The sequence below is a fragment of the Candidatus Pelagibacter sp. PS_10_02 genome, assembly GCF_059418005.1.
Window position 1 is genome coordinate 886,427 of record NZ_CM182076.1, and the last position, 24,637, is coordinate 911,063.

Genomic DNA, 24,637 nt, shown 5'->3' on the forward strand with positions numbered 1-24,637 from the left:
CATAAAAACAAAAAAACTCTAATCTTTATGCAATAGATCTAAGACTAGTTTTGTTAACAAAAGCATGTGGGAGGCTTTTTTCTTTAATTTCTATTAATGAAAAATTTTCATCATTTTCAAAAACTTTTCTTAGTAATTGATTTGTAAGCTTATGGCCACCTTGTGAACAAACTATTTTTCCAATTATTTTATAGCCAGCCAAGTATAAATCACCCATGCAATCTAAAATCTTATGATTAACAAATTCTTTATGATTTCTAAGTCCATTTTGATTTAATACCGCATTATTCTTAACAACTACTGCATTATCAAGGCTGCCTCCTTTTGCAAGACCCATTTCTTTTAATTTTTCTATATCTTCAAACAGACAAAATGTTCTAGAGTTATAAATATCACTCAAGTCAGATTCAAAAACCTTAATCAAGTTTCGTTGTGTTCCTATAATTTCGTTTGTATACTTTAGTTCAAAGTCTATATCTAAACTAATTTTACTTGGTTCAATAGTTATTGTTTTATTTTCATCTATAAATTCTATTTTTTTTAAAATCTTTATTATCTTAATTGGAGCATCACTTTTTTTAATCCCAATTTTAGAGATAGCTTCAACAAAAAGTTTTGCTGAACCATCTAAAATTGGCACTTCTTGATTATCAATTTCAATTAATGCATTATCAATGCCCAAACCATATAACGCTCCCATTAAATGTTCTATAGTTGATACGCTTACCCCATGTTCATTTGAAATAGTCGTGCAAAATATTGCACTACTTACATTAAATATATTTGGTATAATAACATTATTCTCTTTTAAGTCTGTTCTTTTAAAAATTATTCCAGTATTTGGTGCGGCAGGCTTTACTGTCATAGTTGCAGCTAAGCCACTATGAAGACCAACACCATTGAATGTAATCTCTTGATTAATAGTTTTTTGATTTAAAACAGACATTGAAGCCTTATAAATAGTTAGATTAAATTAAGAAAAACAAGAAATGTTACGGTAATTTACTAGAATTTTTTAACCAGATTATCTAAATAAGTGAAAAAGTTTTTCAAAAAAACCATGTTTTATTGATTTTTTTGGGACTATTACAACCTCTTGTTTATTTGGTTTTGAAATTAATCTGAAGCCTGACCAACAAATATCCTCAAGAGTTTCTTCTAAAAAATCAATATCATTTACAAAAAAAATGTTATCTTTGAGCTTACTATCAAGTATTTTAGATCCTTGACCAGTTAATACCATCTTAAATTTTTCAGTTAAAAATAAATTTGATTTAATTGATTTATTACACAGCTCAAGAATTTCTTCTGTTCTAGCCAAAATTATTTTTTGAAGCATATCTGTAGATTTAATTTCTTCACTTAAAATGTTGAGATTTTGGTCAAAATTCAGTTTGATTTGTTCAGACTTCTGTAAACTTATATTTAATACCTTGGAAAGATCTTTTGTAATATGATTACCACCAACAGATAAAATATCTAACATAGCTATATTTTCATTTAAATACGTAATTATAGATGTTTTATCAAATCCAACATCAATAAATGATACGGGCCCACTAAGATTTAAGTTACTTTTATAATGAATGGATTTTGCGTAACTTGTACAAATAATTCTATCAACTAAGATATTTAATCTAGAAAAAATATCTTTAAAATTTAAAACTAATTCTAAAGGTAAACAAATAAAAAGTATGTCTAAAGAAAAAAAATTACAATTAATTTTATCTGGTAAAAAGGTGTAATCAACTCCATCAATCTTATAATTATTAATGATGATATGAGCTATATTGTAGCCAGTATAATATTTTAAAATTTCTTGTTTTGCCTCTTGAACTAAAAATTTTATATTTTCTTTTTTTAATTTTGATCCATCAAGTTTTTTGGATAAAGAAATACTTATTGAGAGCATCTTAGGGCTATCTATCATCAGATTTACATTGTTAATATATTTGCTTGAGTCTCTCTCAAGTGAATTTATAATTTCTTTAATTTTTAACTCTAGGCTTGTATTGTCTTTAAGAAATTCACTTTCTGTAAAGTATGCATCATTGTCATTATCTATATTAAATGTTGCTGCTCTTATTTTAGAGGAACCACAATCAAAAAAAGTTTGAAAATTTTTATTAGTCATTAATTTATTATTAAACGATCCTTTACCCTAAGATCTATAATTTTTTTATTAACTTGATCGTCTTCAATAATCTTATATGCAAGGTTTAAGGCTACTAAGGAATTTTCTAAAGGCAACTTAATCAGAATATCGTTATTGGTTAAAATATCCCATCTATTTGACTTAAAAAAATATAATGTCTTAAATCTATGAAAGGTAAACTTTGATTGTTCAATATCTTTTTTTAAACTTAAAAAGCTTTTTGATTTAAAATCTCCAAACAAGAAAGGTAAATTTTCTGAATTTTTTGAGTCTCTAATAAGTTTACCGTTTGCTCCAACTAATAATTTATTGTCATTTGATGTTCGGGCTAGATATCTGGTGGGTGTAACATTTATCACTATATTTCCAGGATAAATTCGTTTAACGCTATATTTTTCTATAATATTGTAGTCATCAATTATGTCGACAATTTCTTTACGATTAATGAATAAAATATTTTTATTAACTAAACTTTTAAGTCTATTAGAAATGTCAAAATTATTATCATTTGAAAGACCTTGAATTGTTATTTTATTATTTGTAGATAAATATTCTTTGTTGTTGAGAGTAAATTTCCCACTTATTGTACTTAATGTAATTAGTAATATAAAATAAATTACTATTTTATTTCTTTTACCTATTGATTGATGCATCTTTTAAAATCCACTCAATTAATTTGATAAAAGTTATACCTTTGTGACTAGCAATTTCTGGTACTAATGAAAGTTTAGTCATACCTGGCTGTGTATTAATTTCTAGTAAATAAAATTTACCTTTGTGATATTTAAAATCTGATCGTGATACTCCTCGACAGCCAACTATTTGATGGGCTTTATTTGCGATGTCTTCTATCTTACTCAAATCTTTTTTAGATAAATCTACGGGAATTATGTGTTTTGTTTTAGCATTTGAACTATATTTTGCTTCATAGTCATAAAATTTTCTTTTAGGTTTTAACTCAATTGTACCAAGTGCTTTTTGGCCCATTACGGCAACCTGTATTTCTCTACCTTCAATAAATTCTTCAATTAAAATTTGTTTATAAATGTTTAATTTTTTCAAATTTTTTATGAAATCTTTTTTTGTACATATATAAACATGTACACTTGATCCCTCATTTATTGGTTTTATTACAACTGGAAATTTTAATTTTTTATCAATTTCTTTAATTATATTTTTGATTGGTTTTAAAAAATCGAACTTGATATATTTTGGTGTTAAGATCTTGTTTTTAAGAAAAATTTTTTTTGATAATTCTTTATCCATAGCGATTGATGATGCAAGTATACCTGAATGAGTATAAGGAATTTTTTGTGTTTCTAAAATTGATTGGATATAGCCATCTTCTCCATATTGTCCATGCAAAGCATTAAAAATTATATTTGGCTTAAATGATTTTATATTTTTAAGTAAACTATTATTTGGTTCACTTATTTTAGTTCTATAACCATTTTTTTTTAACTCATTATAAACTTGCTTTCCAGTATCTAAGCTTATTAATCGCTCTTTGGATATTCCTCCACAAAGTACTAAGATTTTTTTTTTCATAACTATTCCAATATTTTTATTTCTTTTTCAAGTATAATTCCTGTTTTTTTTTTAACTTGTTCCTGAACAAAGTTTATTAATTTGATCATATCATTGAAACTAGCGCTACCTTCATTTACAAAAAAATTAAAATGTTTTTCTGAAATACTAGCATCTCCAAAATTCAAATCTTGTGGCACAGACTCTTTAATTAATTGCCAAACTTTTTTATCTGATTGATTAATTGGGTTTTTAAAAGTGCTACCACTTGTCTTTATTTTAGTTGGTTGAGAGTTATCTTTTTTATCTTTTAACTCTTTAATTTCATTTTTAATCTTTTCTTTATCTTTATTGAAACCTTTGAAAGATGCACTTAAAAAAATTAAATCTTCTGGTAAGTCATTATTTCTATATTCAAACATAATTTTTTTAGCAGGTATTGTTAAAACTCTACCATTCCTATCAATGGCTTGCACAGATAGAAGTATGTCTTTAAATTCTCTATTAAAACAGCCGGCATTCATTCTTAAACCACCACCAACGGTACCTGGTATACAGGCTAAAAATTCGAAACCGCCCACATCATTTTCCATAGCAAAGTCTGATAATTTTTTATCAGAACAAGCACTGCCGGCAATAATTGTATTATTGGGAAGCATCGAAATATTGGCAAAATTTTTACCTAATTTAATAACAACTCCTTCATAAGTTTTATCACTTATCAGGGTATTAGAGCCAGCACCTAGAATATAAATTTTTTCTTTTAAGCCAAATTTTTTTAAAAATAGAATTAAATCTGACAAATTATCAGGTTTAAAATATGCCTTAGTTTTACCACCTATATTGAACCAATTACTTTTCTTTAGATCAAAATCAAATAAAAATTTACTATTGATCTCACTTGAGAATTTTTTTAATTCTTCTAATTGCATTATATCAATTTTGGAAGTTCTCTCATCCAGGAAGAAATTGTCCCTGCACCCATTCCAACAACTATTTTTTTTCCATAAATATTATTTTTAATAAATTTTGCTAATTGATACTGATCATTAACCATAAATAATTTAACATTAGAATTTTTAATAATTTCTTTTGCAAAATTCATGTAATTAAATCCAAGCTTAATTTTTTCACCTGCAGCATAAATTGGGCACAAAATAACTGTGTCTGCTTTTTTAAAAGATAGGCTAAATTCTTTTTTTAAATCTTTTAATCTTGATATTCTATGAGGTTGAAATATACAAATAACTTCTTCTTTTTTATATGCGGCTCTAACTCCATTTAAAACTTCTTTTATTTCAGTTGGATGATGGGCATAATCATCATAAAAATGAGTTTCTCTGTAGCTAAAGATTTTATTAAATCTCCTTTGAACACCTTTAAATTCTCTTAAACCATTTTTTATAAGTTTTGGAGAAATTCCAATTGTTAATGAAACAGCTGCTGCAGCAGTTGAATTACGTATATTATGAATACCAAGAAGGGGGATCTTAATATTTTTTATATTCAAATTTTTCTTCCCAGGAAGCTTTATTGATAAATCATATTCTGAAAAATCTTTTAATTGTTTTATATTTTTTATATAAAATTGAGATTTTGGGTTTGTTCCATAAGTAAAATAATTTTTTATTTTTAGTCTCTTTAATAAATCATTATTATTTTTATCATCAATACATATGAATGATTTACCAAAAGTGGGAACTTTATTTATAAATTTTATAAATAAATCTTTAAGATCGTCCATGGAACTGTAATAATCCATATGTTCTCGGTCTATATTTGTTATTATAGAATAGGTTGGAGGCACATAAATAAAACTTCCATCAGACTCATCCGCTTCTAATATACACCAATCACTTTTTCCAAGCCTTGCTGAATTTTTTATTGCATTTAGTACTCCACCATTAATGATTGTTGGATCTAATTTCGTTTTTGCAAAAATTGCTGCTAATAAAGATGTTGTAGTTGTTTTACCATGAGAGCCTGTAACAACAATATTTTTAGTTAAAGAGACTATGTTTGCCAACATTTGTCCACGTTTATAAATTGGCAGCATCTTTTTTTTTGCTTCAATTAATTCTGGATTATTCTTTTTAATGGCTGAAGAGACAACAACAATCGTTGCTTTTGAAATATTTTTTTTATTATGTTTAATATTAATCCTGATCTTACTTTTTTGTAATCTTTCTATATTTTTATTATTTTGAACATCGCTTCCCTGAATATTAAAACCCATTCTTTTCATAATAAGAGCCAGACCACTCATGCCAATGCCACCTATACCTATAAAATGTATAATTTCAGTTTGTGCTAATTCAATTTTCATTAATAATAGAGTTAATTTTGAGATTTATATTATTCCAACTATTTTGATAGCTAAAATTTTCCATTTTAATTAGTCTTTCATTATATTCTTTTTTATTTTCAATGATATTTGTTAAAAAACTCACCATTTTATCTTCATTAATAATATTTTGATTTAAGATCCAATTGCATCCTATTTCATTATAAAAATTTGCATTTTCAAATTGATGATTATCTTTTGAACTAGGCAGTGGTATTGCAACATGCGGTAAATTTAAAAAAACTAATTCTGCTAACGTTGTAGCTCCTGCTCTTGTAATACATAAATTTGATTTTTCCATGAACATTGAGACATCTTCGTTGTATTCAAACAGTTCATAATCAATTTTATTTTCTTGGTAGGTCTTTTTTATACTAGTAAAATTATTTATGTTTGATTGTTGGTAAACTTTAAACTTGTATTTTTTTGATAGTTTGACTATTGAATTTTTAATTAATGTATCAAAAATTTTTGCTCCTTGACTGCCACCAATAACCAGAAGTTTAATTTGATCATTTATTGTCTTAGTTTTATTAAGTTCATAAAATTTTTTTCTTAATAAAGGGGGTATAATTTCAATTTTATTTTTTAGATTTTTAGGAAAATTTTTTATTTTATCAGAATAACAAAATATTTTTTTACAATATCTTAGAAAAAGCTTATTAGATCTTCCAATGACAATATTTGGTTCAAATAAATACAGCTTTATGTTTAATAATCTTGATGCTAAACATAATGGTAAGGACATATAACCGCCTGTCGATATTAATACTTCTGTCTTTTTTTTTTAGAAAAATGAAAGATTTGATTGTTAAAAATAAGATTTTAAAAATATTTAAAGGGAATAAAAAAAAATTTTTTTTAAATGGATTTATATTAAATATTGTTAAATCATAATCTTTTTGATTTAAAAATTTTAAGCCTCTATTATCACAAGTCACAAAAACTTCATTAAGATCTTTTAAATGTTGATATAATATAGTTGCCGGTACAACATGGCCACCTGAACCACCTGTACTTATTAAAATTTTTTTTTTCATCTAATTAACTTTTCTCTTGGTTAAATTTAATAGTATACCAGACAGAATAGACACACCAATAATTGATGAGCCTCCATAGCTTAAGAATGGTAACGTCATGCCCGTAGTTGGAAATAATCTGATATTCACACCAAAATGTATTAAGGCTTGAAAAATTAATAAACTTATAATCCCAGTTAATACTAATTTTATTTTTTCACTTTTTTCTAAATATATTTTTTTAAAGACGGTATAGATAAAAAATAGAAACAGGATTAACAATAATATAATAGCAATCACACCAAATTCTTCCGAAATTACTGATACAATATAATCAGTATGTGCTTCTGGAACTCTATTTTTTAATGTGCCCTCTCCTATTCCTTTTCCAAAATAACCTCCACTACTTATTGCATCTATTGCTTTATCGGACTGAAAATTATGTGTGCCGCTATTTGGGTTAAAAAAAGATAAAATACGACTTTTTATATATAAAAATTTTGGAATAAAAAAAATCATGTAAATAAATATTGATAGTAGAAAACTTAGAGCGCTAATTATTATTGGTAAGCTGATACCTGATACAAAAATTAATGTAGCCCAAGACAAAAATACCAAAAGAGTCTGCCCAATATCAGGTTGGATTACCAATAAAAAGATTATTGGTAGGATTGCTATAAAACTTATGACGTATTTAAAAAAAATATTAAAATTTTTTTCTATACATAAAATAGTGGCTATAAAAATAATGACGAAGGGTTTTACAAGTTCAATTGGCTGAAACCTTGGCAGAAAAAAAAGATTAAGCCACCTTCTAGATCCTTTTACTTCAACTCCAATAATTGGCACTAAAATCAAAAAAAAAATAGAAATGAAAAATAGATATAAAGATATTTTAAATAGATTTTTTTCACTTAATGAAGAAAAAAAAATTAATACACCAATACCTAGTAATATAAATATTAAATGCCTAAAGAAAAAAAAATAATTATTAGTATCTAGTTTATCAGAGGCTATTAATGAGGTTGATACTAAAGAAAAAAATAATCCTAAACCAAATAAAAAAATAATTAATAAGAACAAAGTTTTATCTATATTTTTCCACCACTCATAATAAAATTTATATATCTCGTTAAAGCTTAGCATTTATATATTTATTAATAATTTTGTTAAAATATTTTCCTCTTTCTTCAAAATTTTTAAAATTATCAAAAGAAGCTGCTGCAGGACTAAAAAGTATTATTTTATGTTTTATTTTATGATCTGATTTTATATCTATAAATATTTTTTTTATTAAATCTTTAAGATCAAAAAAAGACTCATATTTCATTAATCTTTTTATTTTATTTATAAAAAAAATTTTATCTTTTCCAAAAATGTATGCTTTAATATTTTTATTATTTCTTTTATTTAATAATAATTTATCTCCTTTCTTTGCTAACCCTCCTACTATCCAATATACATTAGATAATGAACTTAATAGACTTACAGAAGAGGAAAAAGAAGTTGCTTTTGAGTCATTGATGACTGTCAATCTATTTGAATTATAGATTATTTGTTGTCTAAAATTAAGCCCCTTAAATTTTTCTAATGTTCTAAATAAAATATCTTTTTTAAGCTTTAATATATCTGCAACTACTAAAACAAACTTTAAGTTTTCTTTATTACCTTCTGTTAAAAAATATTGATTTTTGATACTTGAAATAGTATTAATATTCGTCTTTTTACTTATCTTGATTATTTTTACTAAAAACTTTTTTAATTTTAGATAACGTTTTATGTAAAAATTATCATAATTTAAAATAGCCAAATCATCTTTTGATTGACCTTTAATCAGTTTAAACTTTGCATTTATATATCCCTTAATAGTCTTGTGTCTATCTAGATGATCTGGCGATATATTTAAAATCATCGATATATTTGATTTAAACAATTTACTATATGCTAACTGGTATGATGAAGCCTCAATTATGAAAATTGTCTTATTAGTTATGTTTTTCTCTAATAAAATAGGGTTGCCAATATTGCCTACTAATCGAACGTCTATCTTTTGAGCTTTTATAACTTCATATAGAATTTTAGCAGTCGTAGATTTACCATTGGTACCAGTTATAGTTATTTTATAATTGTTTTTATAATTACTGTAAAAAATATCTAAATCTGTGTGAATTTTACTATAATTTTTTTTTAAAAAATTACTTAATTTACATTTATTAATATCTATTCCTGGACTAAGTATTATGTAATCAAATTCTATTTTTCTAATTTTTCCATAATTCTTATTTTTTTTGTCATCATATTCAATAACTTTGTTATTTCTTTTTAAAAATTTTGATGCTGATAATCCACTTTTACCTAAACCATAAATTAAAATTTTTTTGTTATTGAAAATATTATGAGACTCTAACATTATCTAAGTTTCAACGTCGCCAAACCTATCATTGCAAGAATTATTGAAATTATCCAAAATCTAATAACAACCGTTGACTCTGGCCAACCTTTTTTTTCAAAATGATGATGAATGGGTGCCATTCTAAAAATTCTTTTTCCTGTTAATTTAAATGATACAACCTGAACAATAACTGATACTGCTTCTAGCACAAACAGACCGCCTGTAATGGCTAGAACAAACTCGTGCTTAGTAATTATTCCAATCGCTCCCAACGAGCCTCCTAGTGCTAAGGATCCTGTGTCGCCCATGAATATTTTTGCAGGTGGTGCATTAAACCATAAAAACCCCAGACAAGCTCCAATAATTGATCCACAAAAAACTGCTACTTCACCCATGCCTTCCAAATAAGGAATGTTTAAGTATTCAGAGAATACAATATTGCCAGTTACATAACTTATAAATGCAAAACATCCTGCAACCAGTATAACGGGTACGGTAGCTAAACCATCAAGACCATCTGTTAAATTGACTGCATTTGATGAGCCAACAATTATAAATATAGAAAATGGTATAAAGAACCAACCGAGGTTAATAATCAGGTTTTTAAAAAATGGAAAATATAAATTTGTTAATTCAGTATTTTGAGAAAAATGTGCCAATCCCAAAATTCCAACTAAAGCTATTACTATTTGTGAAATAATTTTGAACCTAAAAGATATGCCAGATGAATTCTTAAATTTAATTTTTTTATAATCGTCATAAGCCCCCAATGAACCATAACTACTTACTATGAAAAGTAAAAACCATATATGATAATTGGTTAAGTCTCCCCAAAGTAATATCCCTGAAAACAAACCTAATAATATTAATACTCCTCCCATTGTGGGAGTTCCAATTTTTTTTATGATATGGTCACTTGGACCATCGTCTCTTATTGGGTTTAAAATTTGTCTTGCTGAAAAAAACTTTATAAATGGAGTGCCTATTAACAACACAACAAACATTGAAGTAAACATGGCTAAACCAGTTCTAAATGTTAAATATTTAAAAACATTCAAAAAACCAAATTGATCAACTAAATTAACAATAAGACTATAAAGCATTAATTTTTCCGATTTTTATTTGTTTAACAAGAGTATTAAGTCCTGTTGAGTTTGAACCCTTAATCATTAAATAATCATTATTATTTAATGAATTTTTAATCAAATCAAATATTTGAGTTTCATTTTTTAAGATTAATCCTTTTTTATCTTTATTTAACACCTTATGGGTTATCTTAATATCTTTACCAAAAACATTAATATTTTTAAGTGATAGCTTGTTAATACTCTTGCCAATTGCCAAATGTAATGATTTTGAATATTTTCCAAGCTCTAACATATCTCCAAGAATTAAGTGTTTTTTAGAGTTTAGCATTTTAATATTGTCAAAATTATTTAATGCTGACTTTAAAGACAATGGATTTGAATTATAGCTCTCATCTATTAAATAAAATGATTTTTTAGCTAATTTAATTTTTTGTATATCGCCTCTTCCTTGTGGTTTTTGGTAATTATAAAAAATATTTTTATTTAGACTATTTATATTTATAAAAATTGAAATAATTGTAATTGATGCCAATATATTTTTTAAGTCATTTTCAAAAATAGAATTAACATAAAAAAAAGTTTTTACTTTATTAACTTTTATAAATATTTTGAACTTCGATTTAACTTTAATGATTGATATTAAGTTGATATCTGAATTTTTATCTTTCAAGCTAAATGATAAAGTTTTTAATTTTCTTTTTTGGGCTAGTTTTTTATGAAAACTAAAGAAATCATCGTCTCGATTTAAAACAAGATAGCCATTACTTTTTATATTGTTAATAATTTCAGCTTTAGCAAGTGCTATTTCGTTAATATTTTTAAAATTTTTTATGTGGGCATGTGAAATATTTGTAATAACTCCTACATTTGGTTTTATTATTTTTGATAATTCATCTATTTCATTTTTTTTATCCATTCCAATTTCAAATATGCCATAATCATCATTAGCTTGTAAATTAAACACACTCAAAGGAACACCAAATTTATTATTGAAAGATTTTGGAGAGTATGTAACTTGAAAAATTTTACCCAATATTTTTCCTGTCAATTCTTTTAAAGAAGTTTTTCCACAACTTCCTGTTATTGCAATTATTTTTGTTGATAAATTATTTCGAAGTATTGAAGAAGCTTTTGTTAAAAAATTTAAAGTATTTTTTACAATTATTTTTCTTTTTTCTTTTTTTCCTTCGCTAGCAACTACTAAGCTTGCTCCTCTAGTAAATGCTTCTTTTACAAAAAGATTACCATTATTTTTTTTTCCTTTTATTGCAAAAAAAATATCATTTTTTTTTATCTCTTTAGAGTTTATTGATGCTTTTTTTATAATTGTTTTTGGGTTTGCTAAAATATAGTTAGATAAATCATTTAAAATATTAATTTTTAAATTATCTGAGAGTATTTTATTTTTTAATTTAATATTTTTTAATATTTCTTTTTTATCAGAAAAAGCTTTTTTTTTGGTTCCATAGTCTTGTGTTTCTTCGTGACCTTTACCAGCTACAACTAAAATATCTCCTGTTTTTAAATTCAAAATTGCCTGTTTAATTGCTTTTGATCTCTCTGCGATCTCATAAATCTTTGACTTCTCAATCTTTTTTTTAATATCTTTTCTAATATTGCTTGGATTCTCATTTCTAGGATTGTCATCTGTTAAATAAATATTTTCACAATATTGATTAGCAATCATCCCCATCACTGCTCTTTTGCCCTTGTCTCTATTGCCACCACAACCAAAAACAATAGAAATCTTTTTATCTGCAAATTGTTCCTTCAAATTTAACAAGCATACCTTTAGTGCATCAGGTGTATGCGCATAATCAAGGATCACCTTAGAGTTATTTTTTATGTTACCTATTTTTTCAAGTCTCCCTCTAACAGGTTTAATATATCTAATGGAGTCTACTATTTTATTAAATACTAAATTACTTTTTTCAGCAGCAAGCATTGCCATAAAAATATTTTTTAGTTGAACTTTTCCTATTAAATTTACTAAAATTTTATAAGTATTTTTTTTATACCTAATATAAATTAATTGCTTGTCATCTTGATATTCAATTGAAATTAAACTTAAGTTGCTTTTTTTATTAGAAATAGTGTTAAGATTAAATTTACTCTTTAATGCAATATTTTTAATTTTTTTATATTCTTGAATTGAGTCATCTGTAACTATATTTGCATTTTTTTCCAATAGATTTTTAAATAAGTACAACTTAGATTTTAAATAATCTTTGAAAGTCTTATGATAATCTAAATGATCGCGAGATAAATTTGTAAATATTCCAGTTTTAAATTTTAAACCATCTAACCTATTTTGTTTTAATCCATGACTAGACGCTTCCAATATAACATTATCAATATTTTTTTTTTTAAGATTTTTTAATACTTTGTTTAATCTTATAGGATCCATTGTTGTGTTAAATGACTTGGAGGTTAAATTGTTTGTTTTAACCCCCAAAGTTCCTATTGATGCTACTTTAATTTTATTTGATTTCAAAATTTGAAAATAAAAATCTACAATAGATGATTTTCCATTTGTACCTGTTACTGCTATTAAATTATTAGGTTTATTATTATTGGTTGCATAAGAAAATTCGGATAATGCTTTTCTGGCATTTGGTGTGTTTATAAATAATACTCCTTTTTTTATTCCTTCAAATTTTAATTCTGAAACAATTATTTTTGCCCCATTTTTTATTGCATCATTTATGAAGAGAGTACCATTATTGATTGTGCCCTTAATGACGAAAAATATATAGTTATTTTTACATTGCTTACTATCAAAGCTAAATCCTGAAAAATAATAATTTTTGTATTCAGGTTTTATATTTTTAAAGAAATGCCCAATCTGCATATGAATTTTAATTTTCTATATGTTTTGTGGCCAAAATAGGCCCAATTCTTTCTATGATATTTCCAGCAACTTCAACAGAGGTCCAGCCAGCTGTATTATAAGGTGTGCCTTTTGTAGGTTGTTTTCCATCTTTGTAATAATAAATATACTCACTATTAGTTTTGGGTTCATCTAATAAAACAATTAATGCGTACTTTGGTTTTGAGGTTGGAAATATAGAGGCAAACGTATTAACTTTTAAATTAGAATAACCACCTAATGTAGTTTTTTGGGCTGTTCCAGTTTTACCACCTACTTCATATCCATCTATGTTGGCTAATTCTGCGGTACCTTTTTTATTTGTGACAATTTTTCTTAGAATAAGATTTAATTTTTCTGAAATACCTTCCTTAATGACTCTGTTTTTATTCTTAATGATATCCTCATCTCTTTTAATTAAAGTAGGTTTAATATCAAAACCACCATTTGTAATAATCGAATATCCCTTTGCAAGTTGCAACGGTGTTGTAGTTATTCCATGTCCAAAAGAAACAGTGGCTAATTTACATTTTCCCCACTTGAACGGATATGGTTCTCCTACTTCCTCAATATCAAAATCAATTTTATTTAAAACTCCAACTTTTTCTAAAAAAGATTTAAGTTTTTCTATTTCTAACTTTTGTCCAATTCTAACTGATCCTATATTTCCAGATCTAATTAAGATTTCTTCCACTGTTAAATCTGAAGGAATATTGTCACTATACTCTCCAATAGATTGACCAGCACAACGAATTGATTTTGGCAAATCTAAAAATTCAGTATCAACATCTATTAAATTTTGGTCCAATCCAGCAGCAACTGTAAATGTTTTAAAAACTGAGCCTAGCTCATAAACACCTTTGGTTGCTCTATTGATAAAATCCAAATCTACAATTTTTTCTCTCTTGTTAAGGTCAAAATCAGGATATGAGACCATAGAAATAATTTCTCCATTATTTACATTCATTAAAATCGCAGCCGCACCTTTACTTCTAAAAATTGTATTAAATTTTATAAGTTGTTCTCTGACTAAGAATTGCACGTCCGTATCAACAGTTAATTCAAGTGGTTCTTTTTTTTGCTTTAATCTATCGTCAAATGATTTCTCAATACCTGATATACCTTGGTTATCATCATCTATCTGACCAATAATATGACTAAAAAGATTTTTTTGAGGATAGACTCTAGCCAACTTCTCTTCTGGTACTATTGATTTATCTCCAAGTAACATGATTTTTTCATAATTTTCTAAAGATATTTTTTTTTCAAAATAAAAAAATTTATTTTGATCAATTTTTTTTTTAATTTCTAAATAATTCTTTTTGGGAAACAACAATTTTAAATTTATTAAAAGTTTTTGTTTATCTATAATTTCAACAGGATTAATACCAATATCAATAGAGCTAACAGTTTTGGCTAAATAATTGCCATTTCTATCCATTATATCTGCTCTGTAATTTTTTATATTAGAAACTTGTGTAACTTTTTTAACTTGTTTTAATGAGCCTAAGTGAAGAAGCTGAGTAGAAAATATTATTGAAATAACTAGAAATACAAAAAAGATAAATGCAATTCTATTAAACTCTATGTTGAGATTTGTTTTACTTTTTTTATATGAAAATTTATTTTCATATTCTTCTAAAATTATATTACTTTTCTTGTGATCCATTTTTTTCTTTAATTAAGTTATTTGTGACTATTTGATCATTATTTTCTCTTAATTCTTTAATTTGAGTAATATCTATTTTGATTAAATCTTTTTCAAAATATTGATTTTGATATTGAGTTAACTTTTCTGGAGAAGTAAGGAAATTATATTCTAATAATGCTTCACCAAGTTCTGTTTTTAAAGGCCTAATATTTTCTTTTAATACAAAAATTTTATCTTCAATTTCTTTTGTAGAATTTTTCACAATTGAAGTAGCTAAAACTAATATTAAAATTATTAAAAATGCTATTTTCTTCATAATTTTTGTGAAAAATTTTCAATTTTAATTAAATAATCAAATTTTTCTAAAATATCTGTTTCAAAATCATAAAAATCCTCTTTTTTTATGACGTATCTTAATTTTGCTGATCTAGATGGTGGATTTTCTTTAATTTCTTTTTCACTAGGTACAATAGGTTTCTTGTTAAGAGACTTAAATAAATTAACTTTTTCTTCACCTTTGGGCATGTACCTTGAAACACTTTTGTTTTCAGACAAGCTTTTAAAAAAGTATTTTACTATTTTATCTTCAAGTGAATGAAATGTTACTACCGCTATAACTCCATCTTTTTTGACTATTTTGGCTGCATTAATTAACCCATAAATTAATTCACTTATTTCTTTATTAACAAATATTCTTAGTGCTTGAAAAATTTTTGTAGCGCTATGGGTTTTGCTATTATTTTTTCTCTTTGAAGACTCAATTATCCTTACTAGCTCCTCTGTTGTAATTTCTTTTTTAGCTCTATCTTCCACAATATTATGTGCTATTCGATTGCTATCTTTTTCTTCACCAAAATACTTAAATATTTGTGCAAGTTCGACTTTGTCTAGAATATTTATTGCCTCTTTGGCTGAAAACTCATTTATTCCCATCTTCATATTGAGTTCACCAACAGTCTCAAAAGAAAGCCCTTTTTTTGGATCCTTTATTTGATTGAGCGAATAACCTAAGTCAAAGATCACTCCTCTTATATTTTCATTTTTAAGCTTTAAATTATTTAACTGGCTAAATTTAATGTTCTTAAATAAAAATCTATTTTCAAAAGAACTTTGAATTATATTTGCTTTTTTTTGACTTTCTAAATCTCTATCTAGTGCAATTACTTTTGTTTCAGCAAAATTTAATATTTTTTTAGAGTATCCACCTTGACCAAAGGTGCAGTCAATAAATGTGCCACCATATTGAGGGGTAATAATGCTAATTAATTCACTTAGCAGTACCGGATAATGACTTCTCACATCTGGTACTATGGTGGCTATCATTTATTTTTTTGAAGACCATTAATTCTTTTGTCTTCTTAAAAATGCTGGAATTTCAAGATCATCATCTTCAGAGTTATTTTCATTATTCTCTGTCGATAAAAAACTATCTGATTCATTTTGTTCATTATCTGAACTAAATAAATCTGGAGCTGCATCTTCATCCACACCAAAGTTTTCAAGTCCATTGGAAGTTTGCTCAGTTTCTAATGGCATATTGCCCTCTTCAGTCTCAACTGTGGTATTGAACGCTTCTTCAGTAAAAGATTGCTCATGATCAGCTGTATGATTATTTTCAACAACGCTTTCAACCTGTTGTGAGTGTAAATTTTGTTGATTAATCATATCTGAAGTTGATTTATCTAAACTTTGCTCTGCAATAACTTCATTTTCTAACTTCAATGCATTTGCACCATGTGAAATGGGACTAGACATTGTTGGAGAAAAATTAAATGATTGAGCTGAACTGGCACTACCAAAGTCTGAATAACCTGGGTTTCTGTTTTGTATTCTATGAACCATATTAATTACAGATTTGCCTTCAGGTTGTTGACCATCTAGTGATGTTGCGACAATAGATACTCTCATTTTACCATCTAGCTCTGCTGAGGTAATTGCACCAATAATTAATTCTGCCTCTGGATCAACTTCAGCTCTTACTTTATTTACTGCTTCATCAACTTCAAAAAGTTTAAGATCTTTTCCACCAGTGATGTTTACTAATAAACCTTTGGCTCCTTTTAAAGTATAATCATCAATCAATGGATTACTTATTGCCATCTCTGCGGCTTTTATAGCTCTACCTTCTCCTTCAGCCTCTCCTGTACCCATCATTGCTTTACCCATTGAGGCCATAACAGTTTCAACATCCGCAAAATCCAAGTTGATTAAACCAGGTCTGACCATAAGATCAGTTATACTTTGAACACCGTGCATCAAGACATTATTTGAAAGATTAAAAGACTCCTCAAATGTAGTTTGTTCATTTGCAATCTTAAATAAATTTTGATTTGGAATTACAATAATTGTGTCTACATGTTTTCTTAATTCTTCAAGTCCTTGTTGAGCTCTTCTCATTCTTGAAGGGCCTTCATATAGAAATGGTAATGTGACAACGCCAACGGTTAAAATATTTAATTCTTTTGCAGCTCTTGCGATAACATGTGCAGCACCCGTTCCAGTTCCACCACCCATACCTGCAGTTATAAAAACCATATTTGCACCTTGAAGAGTATTTACAATATCATTTAAAGATTCATCTGCAGCTGCTTGACCAATATCAAGTTTTGCTCCAGCACCTAAACCTTTAGTTAAATTTAATCCTATTTGAATTCTTGCTTTCGCTTTACTTAATTTTAAATCCTGAGCATCAGTGTTGACAGCAATAAACTCTACACCTTGTAGACCATTATCTATCATTTCATTGATTGCATTTCCTCCTGCCCCACCAACACCTAAAACTAATAATCTTGGTTGTAATTCTTTTATCTCTGGCGCTTTAAAGTTAATTGTCATTTTTATTTCCCCTCATTGTTATTAAAATGTTTTTCCCATTTAAGGCTTGCTCTATTTATGTTTGCTTTTTTTCTAGCTATCACCTTAAATTTTTCAAATGCTGTCGGTTCCCATATTTGGAATGTTTGACCTTGACCAACAAATAACATGCTGTTTTTAATTTTTGCGTGTTTTAATAATTTTGTAGATAAAGAAATTCTGCCTTCACTATCGAATTGTAAATTCACACTATCAGATAAAACTGATGTAGAAAAAAAATCTCTATTTTCTTCAAAGGGACTTAAAGAGTCTATGCTTGCTGAAAGTTTTTCAATTCTATCTTGTGAGCAAGCTTCAATAGATTGATTATTAAATGATGGATAACAAATAACCCCGTTATATCCTAAATTAGAAAGATGAGACCTAAAACTAGCAGGCACGGACACCCTTCCCTTTTTGTCTATTTTGTTCTCGTAAGTAGATAAAAACATATTTTTTATATTTCATAAATTCCATATTTGGGAATATGTGGGACAATATGGGTTTTTAGACAAGCTGTCAATATGTTCATTTTAGGCTTATTTGATGAAGTTTATGGAAAGCTTGTTGTCTATCTCTTTAGAGTTTTAATTCAATTTTTAAGTTTGAAACTAATACAATTGTGGGATTAAAAATAAGAACATAAATGACTCAATTAGGAATCAAAAGGTGAACACTTATTTTATTATTAAGCACTAGTTGTGGATAAGTTTGCTAGACGAACTATAAGCCGGGTTCTGTCATTAAAACTTATCATTTCTCTAGGCTTAAGATCACTCTTAAGCTCAAGCAACTAACCCTGATGACTAGCCAAAGACGGCTTTTAGTTTTGCAACAATGTCATCTCTACTTAGTCTTGCTCCCAGTGGGGTTTTCCAGCGTTCATTGTTACCAATAGAACCGGTGTGCTCTTACCACACCTTTTCACCCTTGCCATGTTATGGCGGTATATTTTCTGTGGCACTATCCCTAGGGTTTCCCCCGCCAGGTATTACCTGGCACTGTGTCTTTGCGGAGCCCGGACTTTCCTCTTTAATAAAATTAAAGCAATAAGTCGTTCATCTAGCATTTATAATTTATTACTAAACTCAAAAACTTCAAGAAAAATTTATTTAAATTCTCCAACAAGATTTTTACTAATAAGTAAGCATTCTCGATCGATTTTACCATTAACTAATTCTTGTCTAAACCTTCTTTGAAATGCCTTTGCTAACTCTCTTGAATATTTTACTCTATTAATATTTAACGGTTTCTTTTTTGAATACCCAATTTTGAATAAATTTTTATAGAAAAAAGTTTCTTCTTCCTTGTGTATCTTAAGTTTTCTATTTTTTATCAGTTCTTGCTTGTCCTTTAATGTATGCCATGCCCCTATATTTTTTTTTGATAAATATTCCCAAGGAAACTTTTCTCCCGGATCTTTCTTTCTTTGTGGGGCTATATCTGAATGACCTAAAATATTTTTAGGAAGAATATTGTATCTCTTTATTAATGATTTAGTTAATTTTAAAAGTGAAGATATTTGTTTTTGTTTGAATTTTTTATAACCATGCTCATGTCCTGGATTTGTAATTTCAATTCCAATAGAGTTTTGATTTAAAGATTTATAATTTTTCCATGAGGATTTTCCTGCATGCCATGCAATATATAAATCTGGTAACATATTTATAATCTCTCCATTATTTTTGATAAAATAATGACAGCTAACCTCAGATTGTATATCTGTAAGTCTCTTCAAAGCATCAGATTCGCTTTTCATTCCCGTATAATGAAAAATAATGAATTTGATTTGCTTAGATGATCTTTTCTTTGGATTAAAGTTAGGTGAGTAGTTTAATGCTATCTTTAGAGCCATTTTTGGGTCATATTTATAACTAATTCTAGATTTACTTTGAGATTATATACATTATATAATTAAACAATAATGAAAAAATTTTTATTAACTTCACTAATTAGTTTAATGTTAGTCACCAATGTAAGTGCTGATACTGATGGTGAAAATAATATGTCTAACAAAAATTTGGGAGAAGTAAAAGATTGTTTTGAGAGTGTAAATAGAGCAACTTTTAAATTTAATCAGGTTTTAGATGGTGTTGTTTTTGAGCCTATTGCTAAAGCCTATAGGGTTTTGCCATCTCCAGTAAGAACTGGAACAAGTAATGCTTTAGATAATCTTTCAACACTTGTAACAATTCCAAACAATCTACTTCAAGGAGATTTTAAAAAAGCTACTGTTAATACTGGTAGGTTTATAGTTAATACAACTATTGGAGTTGTTGGAATATTTGATGTAGCAGAAAAAGTAGGTTTTCCAGAATATGAAAAAGAGGACTATGGTCAAACACTTGGTGTTATGGGTGTTGGTGAAGGATGTTATGTAGTGCTTCCTGTTTTGGGGCCTTCAACTGTAAGAGACACGGTTGGTTCATTTGCAAATCTAATTGGTGGAGATCCTTGGTATAATGTTACTGTTGCAAATGATACTCAATATTTTTCTGATTTTGATTATTGGGCATCTAGAGCAGGAACTGGAATTGATTTTAGAGCAAAAAATATAGATTCTTTTGATAACCTAGAAAAAAACTCAATAGATTTTTATGCATCCGTTAGAAGTTTATATTTACAAGGTAGACAACAAAAAATTGCAAACTCAAAGGCAATAACTGAAACCCAAAACGATAGTGATTGGGAAGAAATAGAAACTCAGTAAAAAAAATAAAACTTTATGAGATTAAAAAAGTTTTTAATATTTTCTTTTATCATAATAAATTTTGTTAGCTTTAATCAATCCTACTCAATGGAGCCCGATGTATTTGTTCAATCAACAGTAAATAGAGCTTCAGAAGCTTTAAATAATAAATATTCAAAAGAAGAGAAGATAGAAAAGCTAAAACAGATAGCAATTGAAACTGTTGATATAAATGGAATTGGTTCTTACACATTGGGCTCTTATAGAAAAAATATAAGTGAAAATGAAATACGTGAATATGAAACGCTTTTTAGGCAATATTTTTTAAAGAGCTTTTCTAGTAGGTTGGCAGAGTATTCAAATCCTGAAATAGAGGTCATGTCTAAAGAAAAGCTAAGTGAAACATATACAATGGTTTCTAGTAAACTGGTTGGAACTGATCAAAGACCAGAGGTTAAAATTGATTGGAGAATTTATACCAAAAATCCTGAAAACCCTTTAATTAGAGATTTGATTATAGAGGGCTTAAGTCTTGCCAGAACACAAAAGGAAGAATTTTCATCTATCATCCAAAGCAACAATGGAGATATTAATGCTCTTTTTTCTAGTCTAAAAGAGTTCGTTAAATAATTTTTATAAAAGTTAATTTATGGTGGGCCCGCCAGGACTCGAACCTGGGACCAATACATTATGAGTGTACTGCTCTAACCAACTGAGCTACAGGCCCTAAAAATTAAACTTTAATTATATTATAATGCAACCGATGTCTAGTATAGGTAAAAAATAATGAGAATGGTGGGACTGGTTGGTTACGCTCCAACTACCCCTGCAATGTCAATGCAGTACTCTACTATTGAGCTACAGTCCCATAAATATAATTTATCTATTAATTTTTAATTTAACTTAAATACATTAGTTTTATTTCCAACAGCATACATAATAGATAAGTTTATCCAAAAAATAGTTAAATTGTAATCTGCAAAAAAAGCACCACTGGGTAACAATGGAATAAACGAAGTTAATAAAAATGTTAAACAGCCTAATTGTAGGTAATTTTTAGAGCTAAGAATAATCTTAATTTTACTCAATATTAGACTAAATAAAATAAAAATTAAGATCAAAGACCCCACAATTCCATGTTCTGCCAAAAACTCAAAATATAGCTGATGGGGATGGGTATTACAATAGTACTTAGGATTTTTTTCATTTGAGCACGTCTCTACTCTATAATTTTTATTTCCTACACCAAAAATTTTATATTTTTTAAAAACTTCAAATCCAGATTGATAAAGAGCAATATATAAATTTTTATTTGCTTCTCTCTCAATGATAATATCATTATTAGACTGAAAAATAGAAATTATTGGTTTAAAAAATTGACCACCATATCTTAATTTTAAAAAATTAGAGGTATTAAGCAAAAATATAAATACTAAAACCAATAATAAAACTGAAAGTATTTTCTCTTTAAATTTGAAATGATCATTCAAAAAATAAAATAAAAAAAAACCAAGAATTGCCTTAATCGAATTTGATCTTTCACCTGTTAATATTATTGCAGTAATGAAAAAAATAGTAAAAATTAAGATAATATATTTATACTTATTCAATATTTTATCATTTAAATAAAATAGAAATCCAATAATAATTAGATAAAATCCATTAATATAACCACCTACAATTGGCTCATCCTTGAAAAAACTAACTATTCTTGCTCCATAAGCTTCACCATAACCAAGTATATTTGTTCCAGATATACTTTCTAAGTAGGTATCTAAAGATAAAAAAGATAAAGTAAGAGCCCATATTACCAAAACTCTATTTACAAAATCATTATTATAAAAAAAATAATTAAATGCCAAAAAAAATATCCCAAATCTAATAAATCCGAGATTTCTATAAGCACTCATTGAAAAATCTTTTGCTATTATGGAATTAAAAATTAAATATAAACAAAGCAGTATAATAAGTTTAACAGTTTTATTCGATAAGAACTTAAAATCTTTTTTGAACAAAATAAAAAAAATGAACGAAATATCAATTAGTAGAATATTAAACAAAGAAATAGCGGGTCCAATAATTATAGATGCAGGTATAAGAGAAAATAAAATAAGAAAATAAGAATTAAGAATTTTACTGTTCATTTAGTTAATTTAATACTCTATTAAATATTTAAAATAAATAAGATCTACTTTATGTGAATAAATAGATCAGTTTATTTAGCTTTCTAAAAAGCTTTTTAACTGCTTGGATCTGCTTGGGTGTTTTAATTTTCTAAGAGCTTTAGCTTCTATCTGTCTAATTCGCTCTCTAGTTACTGAAAACTGAAGACCTACTTCCTCAAGAGTATGATCTGTATTCATTCCTACACCAAATCTCATTCTAAGAACCCTTTCTTCTCTTGGCGTTAGTGTTGATAAAATCTTAGTAGTTGCCTCACTTAAATTTGATTTAATAGCTTGTTCTAGTGGGGCTAATGCTTTTGTGTCTTCAATAAAATCTCCCAAACTACTATCTTCTTCATCACCCACTGGCTTTTCTAGTGAAACTGGTTCTTTTGATATTTTTAAAACCTTTCTAACTTTATCTAATGGCATTCTTAACTTTTTTGCTAATTCCTCAGGTGTCGCCTCTCTACCAAATTCACTTAAAATTAGTCTTTGTGTTCTAACAATTTTATTAATGGTTTCAATCATATGAACTGGAATTCTAATCGTTCGCGCTTGGTCAGCGATTGATCTTGTAATCGCTTGTCTTATCCACCATGTAGCATATGTTGAAAATTTGTATCCTCTTCTATATTCAAATTTATCTACTGCTTTCATAAGACCAATGTTTCCTTCTTGAATAAGATCTAAGAATTGAAGTCCTCTATTAGTATATTTTTTAGCAATAGAAATTACTAATCTCAAGTTAGCTTCAACCATTTCTTTTTTTGCAATTCTAGATTCTTTTTCACCTTTTTGAATTCTGCTTACTAATTTTTTATAATCTGTAACTGAGATTCCAAGCTTATGACTAATCTCAATTAATCTTTCTCTAATATTCTTAAATTCATCTTTGTTTTTTGAAAAAAACTGTTTCCACATAGGGTTAGTATCAAGAAATTTTTTAAGATTTGGATTAATTTCATTGCCTATGTAAAACTTAATAAATTCATTTCTTGGAATTTTTTGATCCATTGCAAGTCTCAAAAGATTTCCCTCTAAAGAAACAATCTTTTTATTTTCTACATAATGTTTTTGAACTAATTCTTCTAATACAGATGGAGATAACTGAAGTGATTTAATATTTTCTAAAATATCACTTACAATTTTATCATAGCCTTTTTCTTTAGCAGTTGAAAAACTGCCTGAATTTAAAATACAATCTAATTTCTCTTTTTGATATTTAATTAATTTTGCATACTCTTTTGTTAAAGTATTTACAGTTTTTAAAACCTTTGGTTTAATTTCAGTTTCCATTGCAGCAAGTGTAGGATTGAATTCATCGTCATCATTGCTATCTTCATTTTTTTCTGTTTCACCTGAATTTCTTTGTTTAGCACTAGGACCTGTATTTTCGTCCTCCATATAATTTGTATCAATATCAATAATTTCTCTTACTAGAATTTCATCCTTTTGAAGTTTTTCATCCCACTCAACAAATTGCTGTGCTGTAATTGGGCTTTGTGCTAATGCAATAAGCATTACATCTTTTCCAGCTTCTATTCTTTTAGCAATTGCAATTTCACCTTCACGAGATAAAAGTTCTACTCCTCCCATCTCCCTTAAATACATTCTTATAGGATCATCACTCTTTTCAATAGTTTTGCCTTCTTCTTTAGAAGAGTTTTCTTTTTTTCTTAGAACTTTAAAATCTGATTTTTTTTCTACTAGAGAAACGCTCTCATCAAGAATGTGCATGAAAGCCTGTTCTAAATTCTCATTAGAAAGATTTCTTTTACCTAGAGATTTGTTTAACTCATCAAAAGTTATAAATCCTCTATGGGTTCCTCTACCCATAAGTCTAGCAAATGATTTTGTAATTATTCTTTCCACAATTGTATAT

At 27.1% G+C, this 24,637-nt stretch carries 21 protein-coding genes, 2 tRNA genes, 1 other RNA gene and 1 pseudogene; 2 read left to right on the forward strand and 23 right to left on the reverse strand.

The genetic code is table 11. From position 1 onward, the window contains the following. Positions 1-25: 25 nt before the first annotated feature. From lpxC to AC5SL1_RS04990, 19 genes and pseudogenes are all read right to left on the reverse strand, one after another. Positions 26-946: a UDP-3-O-acyl-N-acetylglucosamine deacetylase gene (lpxC, locus tag AC5SL1_RS04900; protein WP_494599308.1), complete on the reverse strand. Its 921-nt coding sequence runs from the start codon at positions 944-946 to the stop codon at positions 26-28. Between the two features lie 78 nt (positions 947-1,024). After that, on the reverse strand, positions 1,025-2,134 hold the full coding sequence (locus AC5SL1_RS04905; protein WP_494599309.1) for a cell division FtsA domain-containing protein: 1,110 nt from the start codon (positions 2,132-2,134) through the stop codon (positions 1,025-1,027). Beyond that, positions 2,134-2,808, reverse strand: a complete 675-nt coding sequence (locus tag AC5SL1_RS04910) for a cell division protein FtsQ/DivIB (protein WP_494599310.1) — start codon at positions 2,806-2,808, stop codon at positions 2,134-2,136. Before AC5SL1_RS04910 ends, AC5SL1_RS04905 begins: the two co-directional genes overlap by 1 nt. After that, positions 2,789-3,703 (reverse strand): D-alanine--D-alanine ligase, encoded by a 915-nt coding sequence (locus AC5SL1_RS04915; RefSeq protein WP_494599311.1) that lies wholly within the window; start codon positions 3,701-3,703, stop codon positions 2,789-2,791. Before AC5SL1_RS04915 ends, AC5SL1_RS04910 begins: the two co-directional genes overlap by 20 nt. A 2-nt stretch (positions 3,704-3,705) precedes the next feature. Next, positions 3,706-4,614: a UDP-N-acetylmuramate dehydrogenase gene (gene murB / locus AC5SL1_RS04920; protein WP_494599312.1), complete on the reverse strand. Its 909-nt coding sequence runs from the start codon at positions 4,612-4,614 to the stop codon at positions 3,706-3,708. Further along, entirely contained in the window at positions 4,614-6,008 is a 1,395-nt protein-coding gene (murC, locus tag AC5SL1_RS04925) for a UDP-N-acetylmuramate--L-alanine ligase (protein ID WP_494599313.1), read from the reverse strand. The genes murB and murC overlap by 1 nt, the downstream gene beginning before the upstream one ends. Beyond that, positions 5,998-6,735, reverse strand: coding sequence for a UDP-N-acetylglucosamine--N-acetylmuramyl-(pentapeptide) pyrophosphoryl-undecaprenol N-acetylglucosamine transferase (locus AC5SL1_RS04930; protein ID WP_494600294.1), 738 nt, complete (start codon positions 6,733-6,735; stop codon positions 5,998-6,000). Before AC5SL1_RS04930 ends, murC begins: the two co-directional genes overlap by 11 nt. After that, a pseudogene (locus AC5SL1_RS04935) lies at positions 6,715-7,066 on the reverse strand (glycosyltransferase); the annotation flags it as partial. The pseudogene AC5SL1_RS04935 and the gene AC5SL1_RS04930, both read right to left, overlap by 21 nt. After that, positions 7,067-8,191: an FtsW/RodA/SpoVE family cell cycle protein gene (locus AC5SL1_RS04940; protein ID WP_494599314.1), complete on the reverse strand. Its 1,125-nt coding sequence runs from the start codon at positions 8,189-8,191 to the stop codon at positions 7,067-7,069. After that, positions 8,178-9,455 carry a UDP-N-acetylmuramoyl-L-alanine--D-glutamate ligase gene (gene murD, locus AC5SL1_RS04945; protein WP_494599315.1) on the reverse strand — a complete coding sequence of 426 codons (1,278 nt, stop codon included), beginning with the start codon at positions 9,453-9,455 and terminating at the stop codon, positions 8,178-8,180. The genes AC5SL1_RS04940 and murD overlap by 14 nt, the downstream gene beginning before the upstream one ends. After that, on the reverse strand, positions 9,455-10,540 hold the full coding sequence (gene mraY, locus AC5SL1_RS04950; RefSeq protein ID WP_494599316.1) for a phospho-N-acetylmuramoyl-pentapeptide-transferase: 1,086 nt from the start codon (positions 10,538-10,540) through the stop codon (positions 9,455-9,457). Before mraY ends, murD begins: the two co-directional genes overlap by 1 nt. Beyond that, complete coding sequence (locus AC5SL1_RS04955) at positions 10,530-13,376, reverse strand: UDP-N-acetylmuramoyl-L-alanyl-D-glutamate--2,6-diaminopimelate ligase (RefSeq protein WP_494599317.1); 2,847 nt, start codon at positions 13,374-13,376, stop codon at positions 10,530-10,532. The genes mraY and AC5SL1_RS04955 overlap by 11 nt, the downstream gene beginning before the upstream one ends. A gap of 7 nt (positions 13,377-13,383) precedes the next feature. Next, entirely contained in the window at positions 13,384-15,063 is a 1,680-nt protein-coding gene (locus AC5SL1_RS04960; protein ID WP_494599318.1) for a peptidoglycan D,D-transpeptidase FtsI family protein, read from the reverse strand. Next, on the reverse strand, positions 15,044-15,361 hold the full coding sequence (locus tag AC5SL1_RS04965) for a cell division protein FtsL (protein WP_494599319.1): 318 nt from the start codon (positions 15,359-15,361) through the stop codon (positions 15,044-15,046). The genes AC5SL1_RS04960 and AC5SL1_RS04965 overlap by 20 nt, the downstream gene beginning before the upstream one ends. Further along, positions 15,358-16,368, reverse strand: a complete 1,011-nt coding sequence (gene rsmH / locus AC5SL1_RS04970) for a 16S rRNA (cytosine(1402)-N(4))-methyltransferase RsmH (protein WP_494599320.1) — start codon at positions 16,366-16,368, stop codon at positions 15,358-15,360. Before rsmH ends, AC5SL1_RS04965 begins: the two co-directional genes overlap by 4 nt. Positions 16,369-16,386: 18 nt before the next feature. After that, positions 16,387-17,880 carry a cell division protein FtsZ gene (ftsZ, locus tag AC5SL1_RS04975; protein WP_494599321.1) on the reverse strand — a complete coding sequence of 498 codons (1,494 nt, stop codon included), beginning with the start codon at positions 17,878-17,880 and terminating at the stop codon, positions 16,387-16,389. 2 nt (positions 17,881-17,882) lie between these two features. Beyond that, positions 17,883-18,350, reverse strand: coding sequence for a division/cell wall cluster transcriptional repressor MraZ (mraZ, locus tag AC5SL1_RS04980; RefSeq protein WP_494579375.1), 468 nt, complete (start codon positions 18,348-18,350; stop codon positions 17,883-17,885). A gap of 258 nt (positions 18,351-18,608) precedes the next feature. Then, positions 18,609-18,964, reverse strand: an RNA gene (gene rnpB, locus AC5SL1_RS04985) — RNase P RNA component class A. A 42-nt stretch (positions 18,965-19,006) separates the two neighbouring features. Next, positions 19,007-19,753: an N-acetylmuramoyl-L-alanine amidase gene (locus AC5SL1_RS04990; RefSeq protein ID WP_494599322.1), complete on the reverse strand. Its 747-nt coding sequence runs from the start codon at positions 19,751-19,753 to the stop codon at positions 19,007-19,009. A 69-nt stretch (positions 19,754-19,822) separates the two neighbouring features. On the opposite strand from AC5SL1_RS04990, the gene AC5SL1_RS04995 reads away from it, so the two are divergent. Together AC5SL1_RS04995 and AC5SL1_RS05000 are read left to right on the forward strand one after the other, a co-directional pair. After that, positions 19,823-20,608, forward strand: coding sequence for an MlaA family lipoprotein (locus tag AC5SL1_RS04995; protein ID WP_494599323.1), 786 nt, complete (start codon positions 19,823-19,825; stop codon positions 20,606-20,608). A 15-nt stretch (positions 20,609-20,623) separates the two neighbouring features. Continuing rightward, the gene (locus AC5SL1_RS05000; RefSeq protein ID WP_494579380.1) at positions 20,624-21,217 is read left to right on the forward strand and encodes an MlaC/ttg2D family ABC transporter substrate-binding protein; all 594 of its coding nucleotides are present in this window, start codon (positions 20,624-20,626) and stop codon (positions 21,215-21,217) included. 20 nt (positions 21,218-21,237) lie between these two features. Here the strand turns inward: AC5SL1_RS05000 and AC5SL1_RS05005 are convergent. The 4 genes from AC5SL1_RS05005 to rpoD all read right to left on the reverse strand — a co-directional run bounded on the left by AC5SL1_RS05005 (position 21,238) and on the right by rpoD (position 24,627). Further along, positions 21,238-21,314: transfer RNA gene (locus AC5SL1_RS05005), tRNA-Ile, on the reverse strand. A gap of 66 nt (positions 21,315-21,380) precedes the next feature. Then, positions 21,381-21,455 (reverse strand) — tRNA-Val (locus AC5SL1_RS05010). 25 nt (positions 21,456-21,480) lie between these two features. Further along, complete coding sequence (locus AC5SL1_RS05015; protein WP_494599324.1) at positions 21,481-22,497, reverse strand: O-antigen ligase family protein; 1,017 nt, start codon at positions 22,495-22,497, stop codon at positions 21,481-21,483. Positions 22,498-22,806: 309 nt separating this feature from the next. Continuing rightward, positions 22,807-24,627, reverse strand: coding sequence for an RNA polymerase sigma factor RpoD (rpoD, locus tag AC5SL1_RS05020; protein WP_494599325.1), 1,821 nt, complete (start codon positions 24,625-24,627; stop codon positions 22,807-22,809). Between the last annotated feature and the right edge of the window lie 10 nt (positions 24,628-24,637).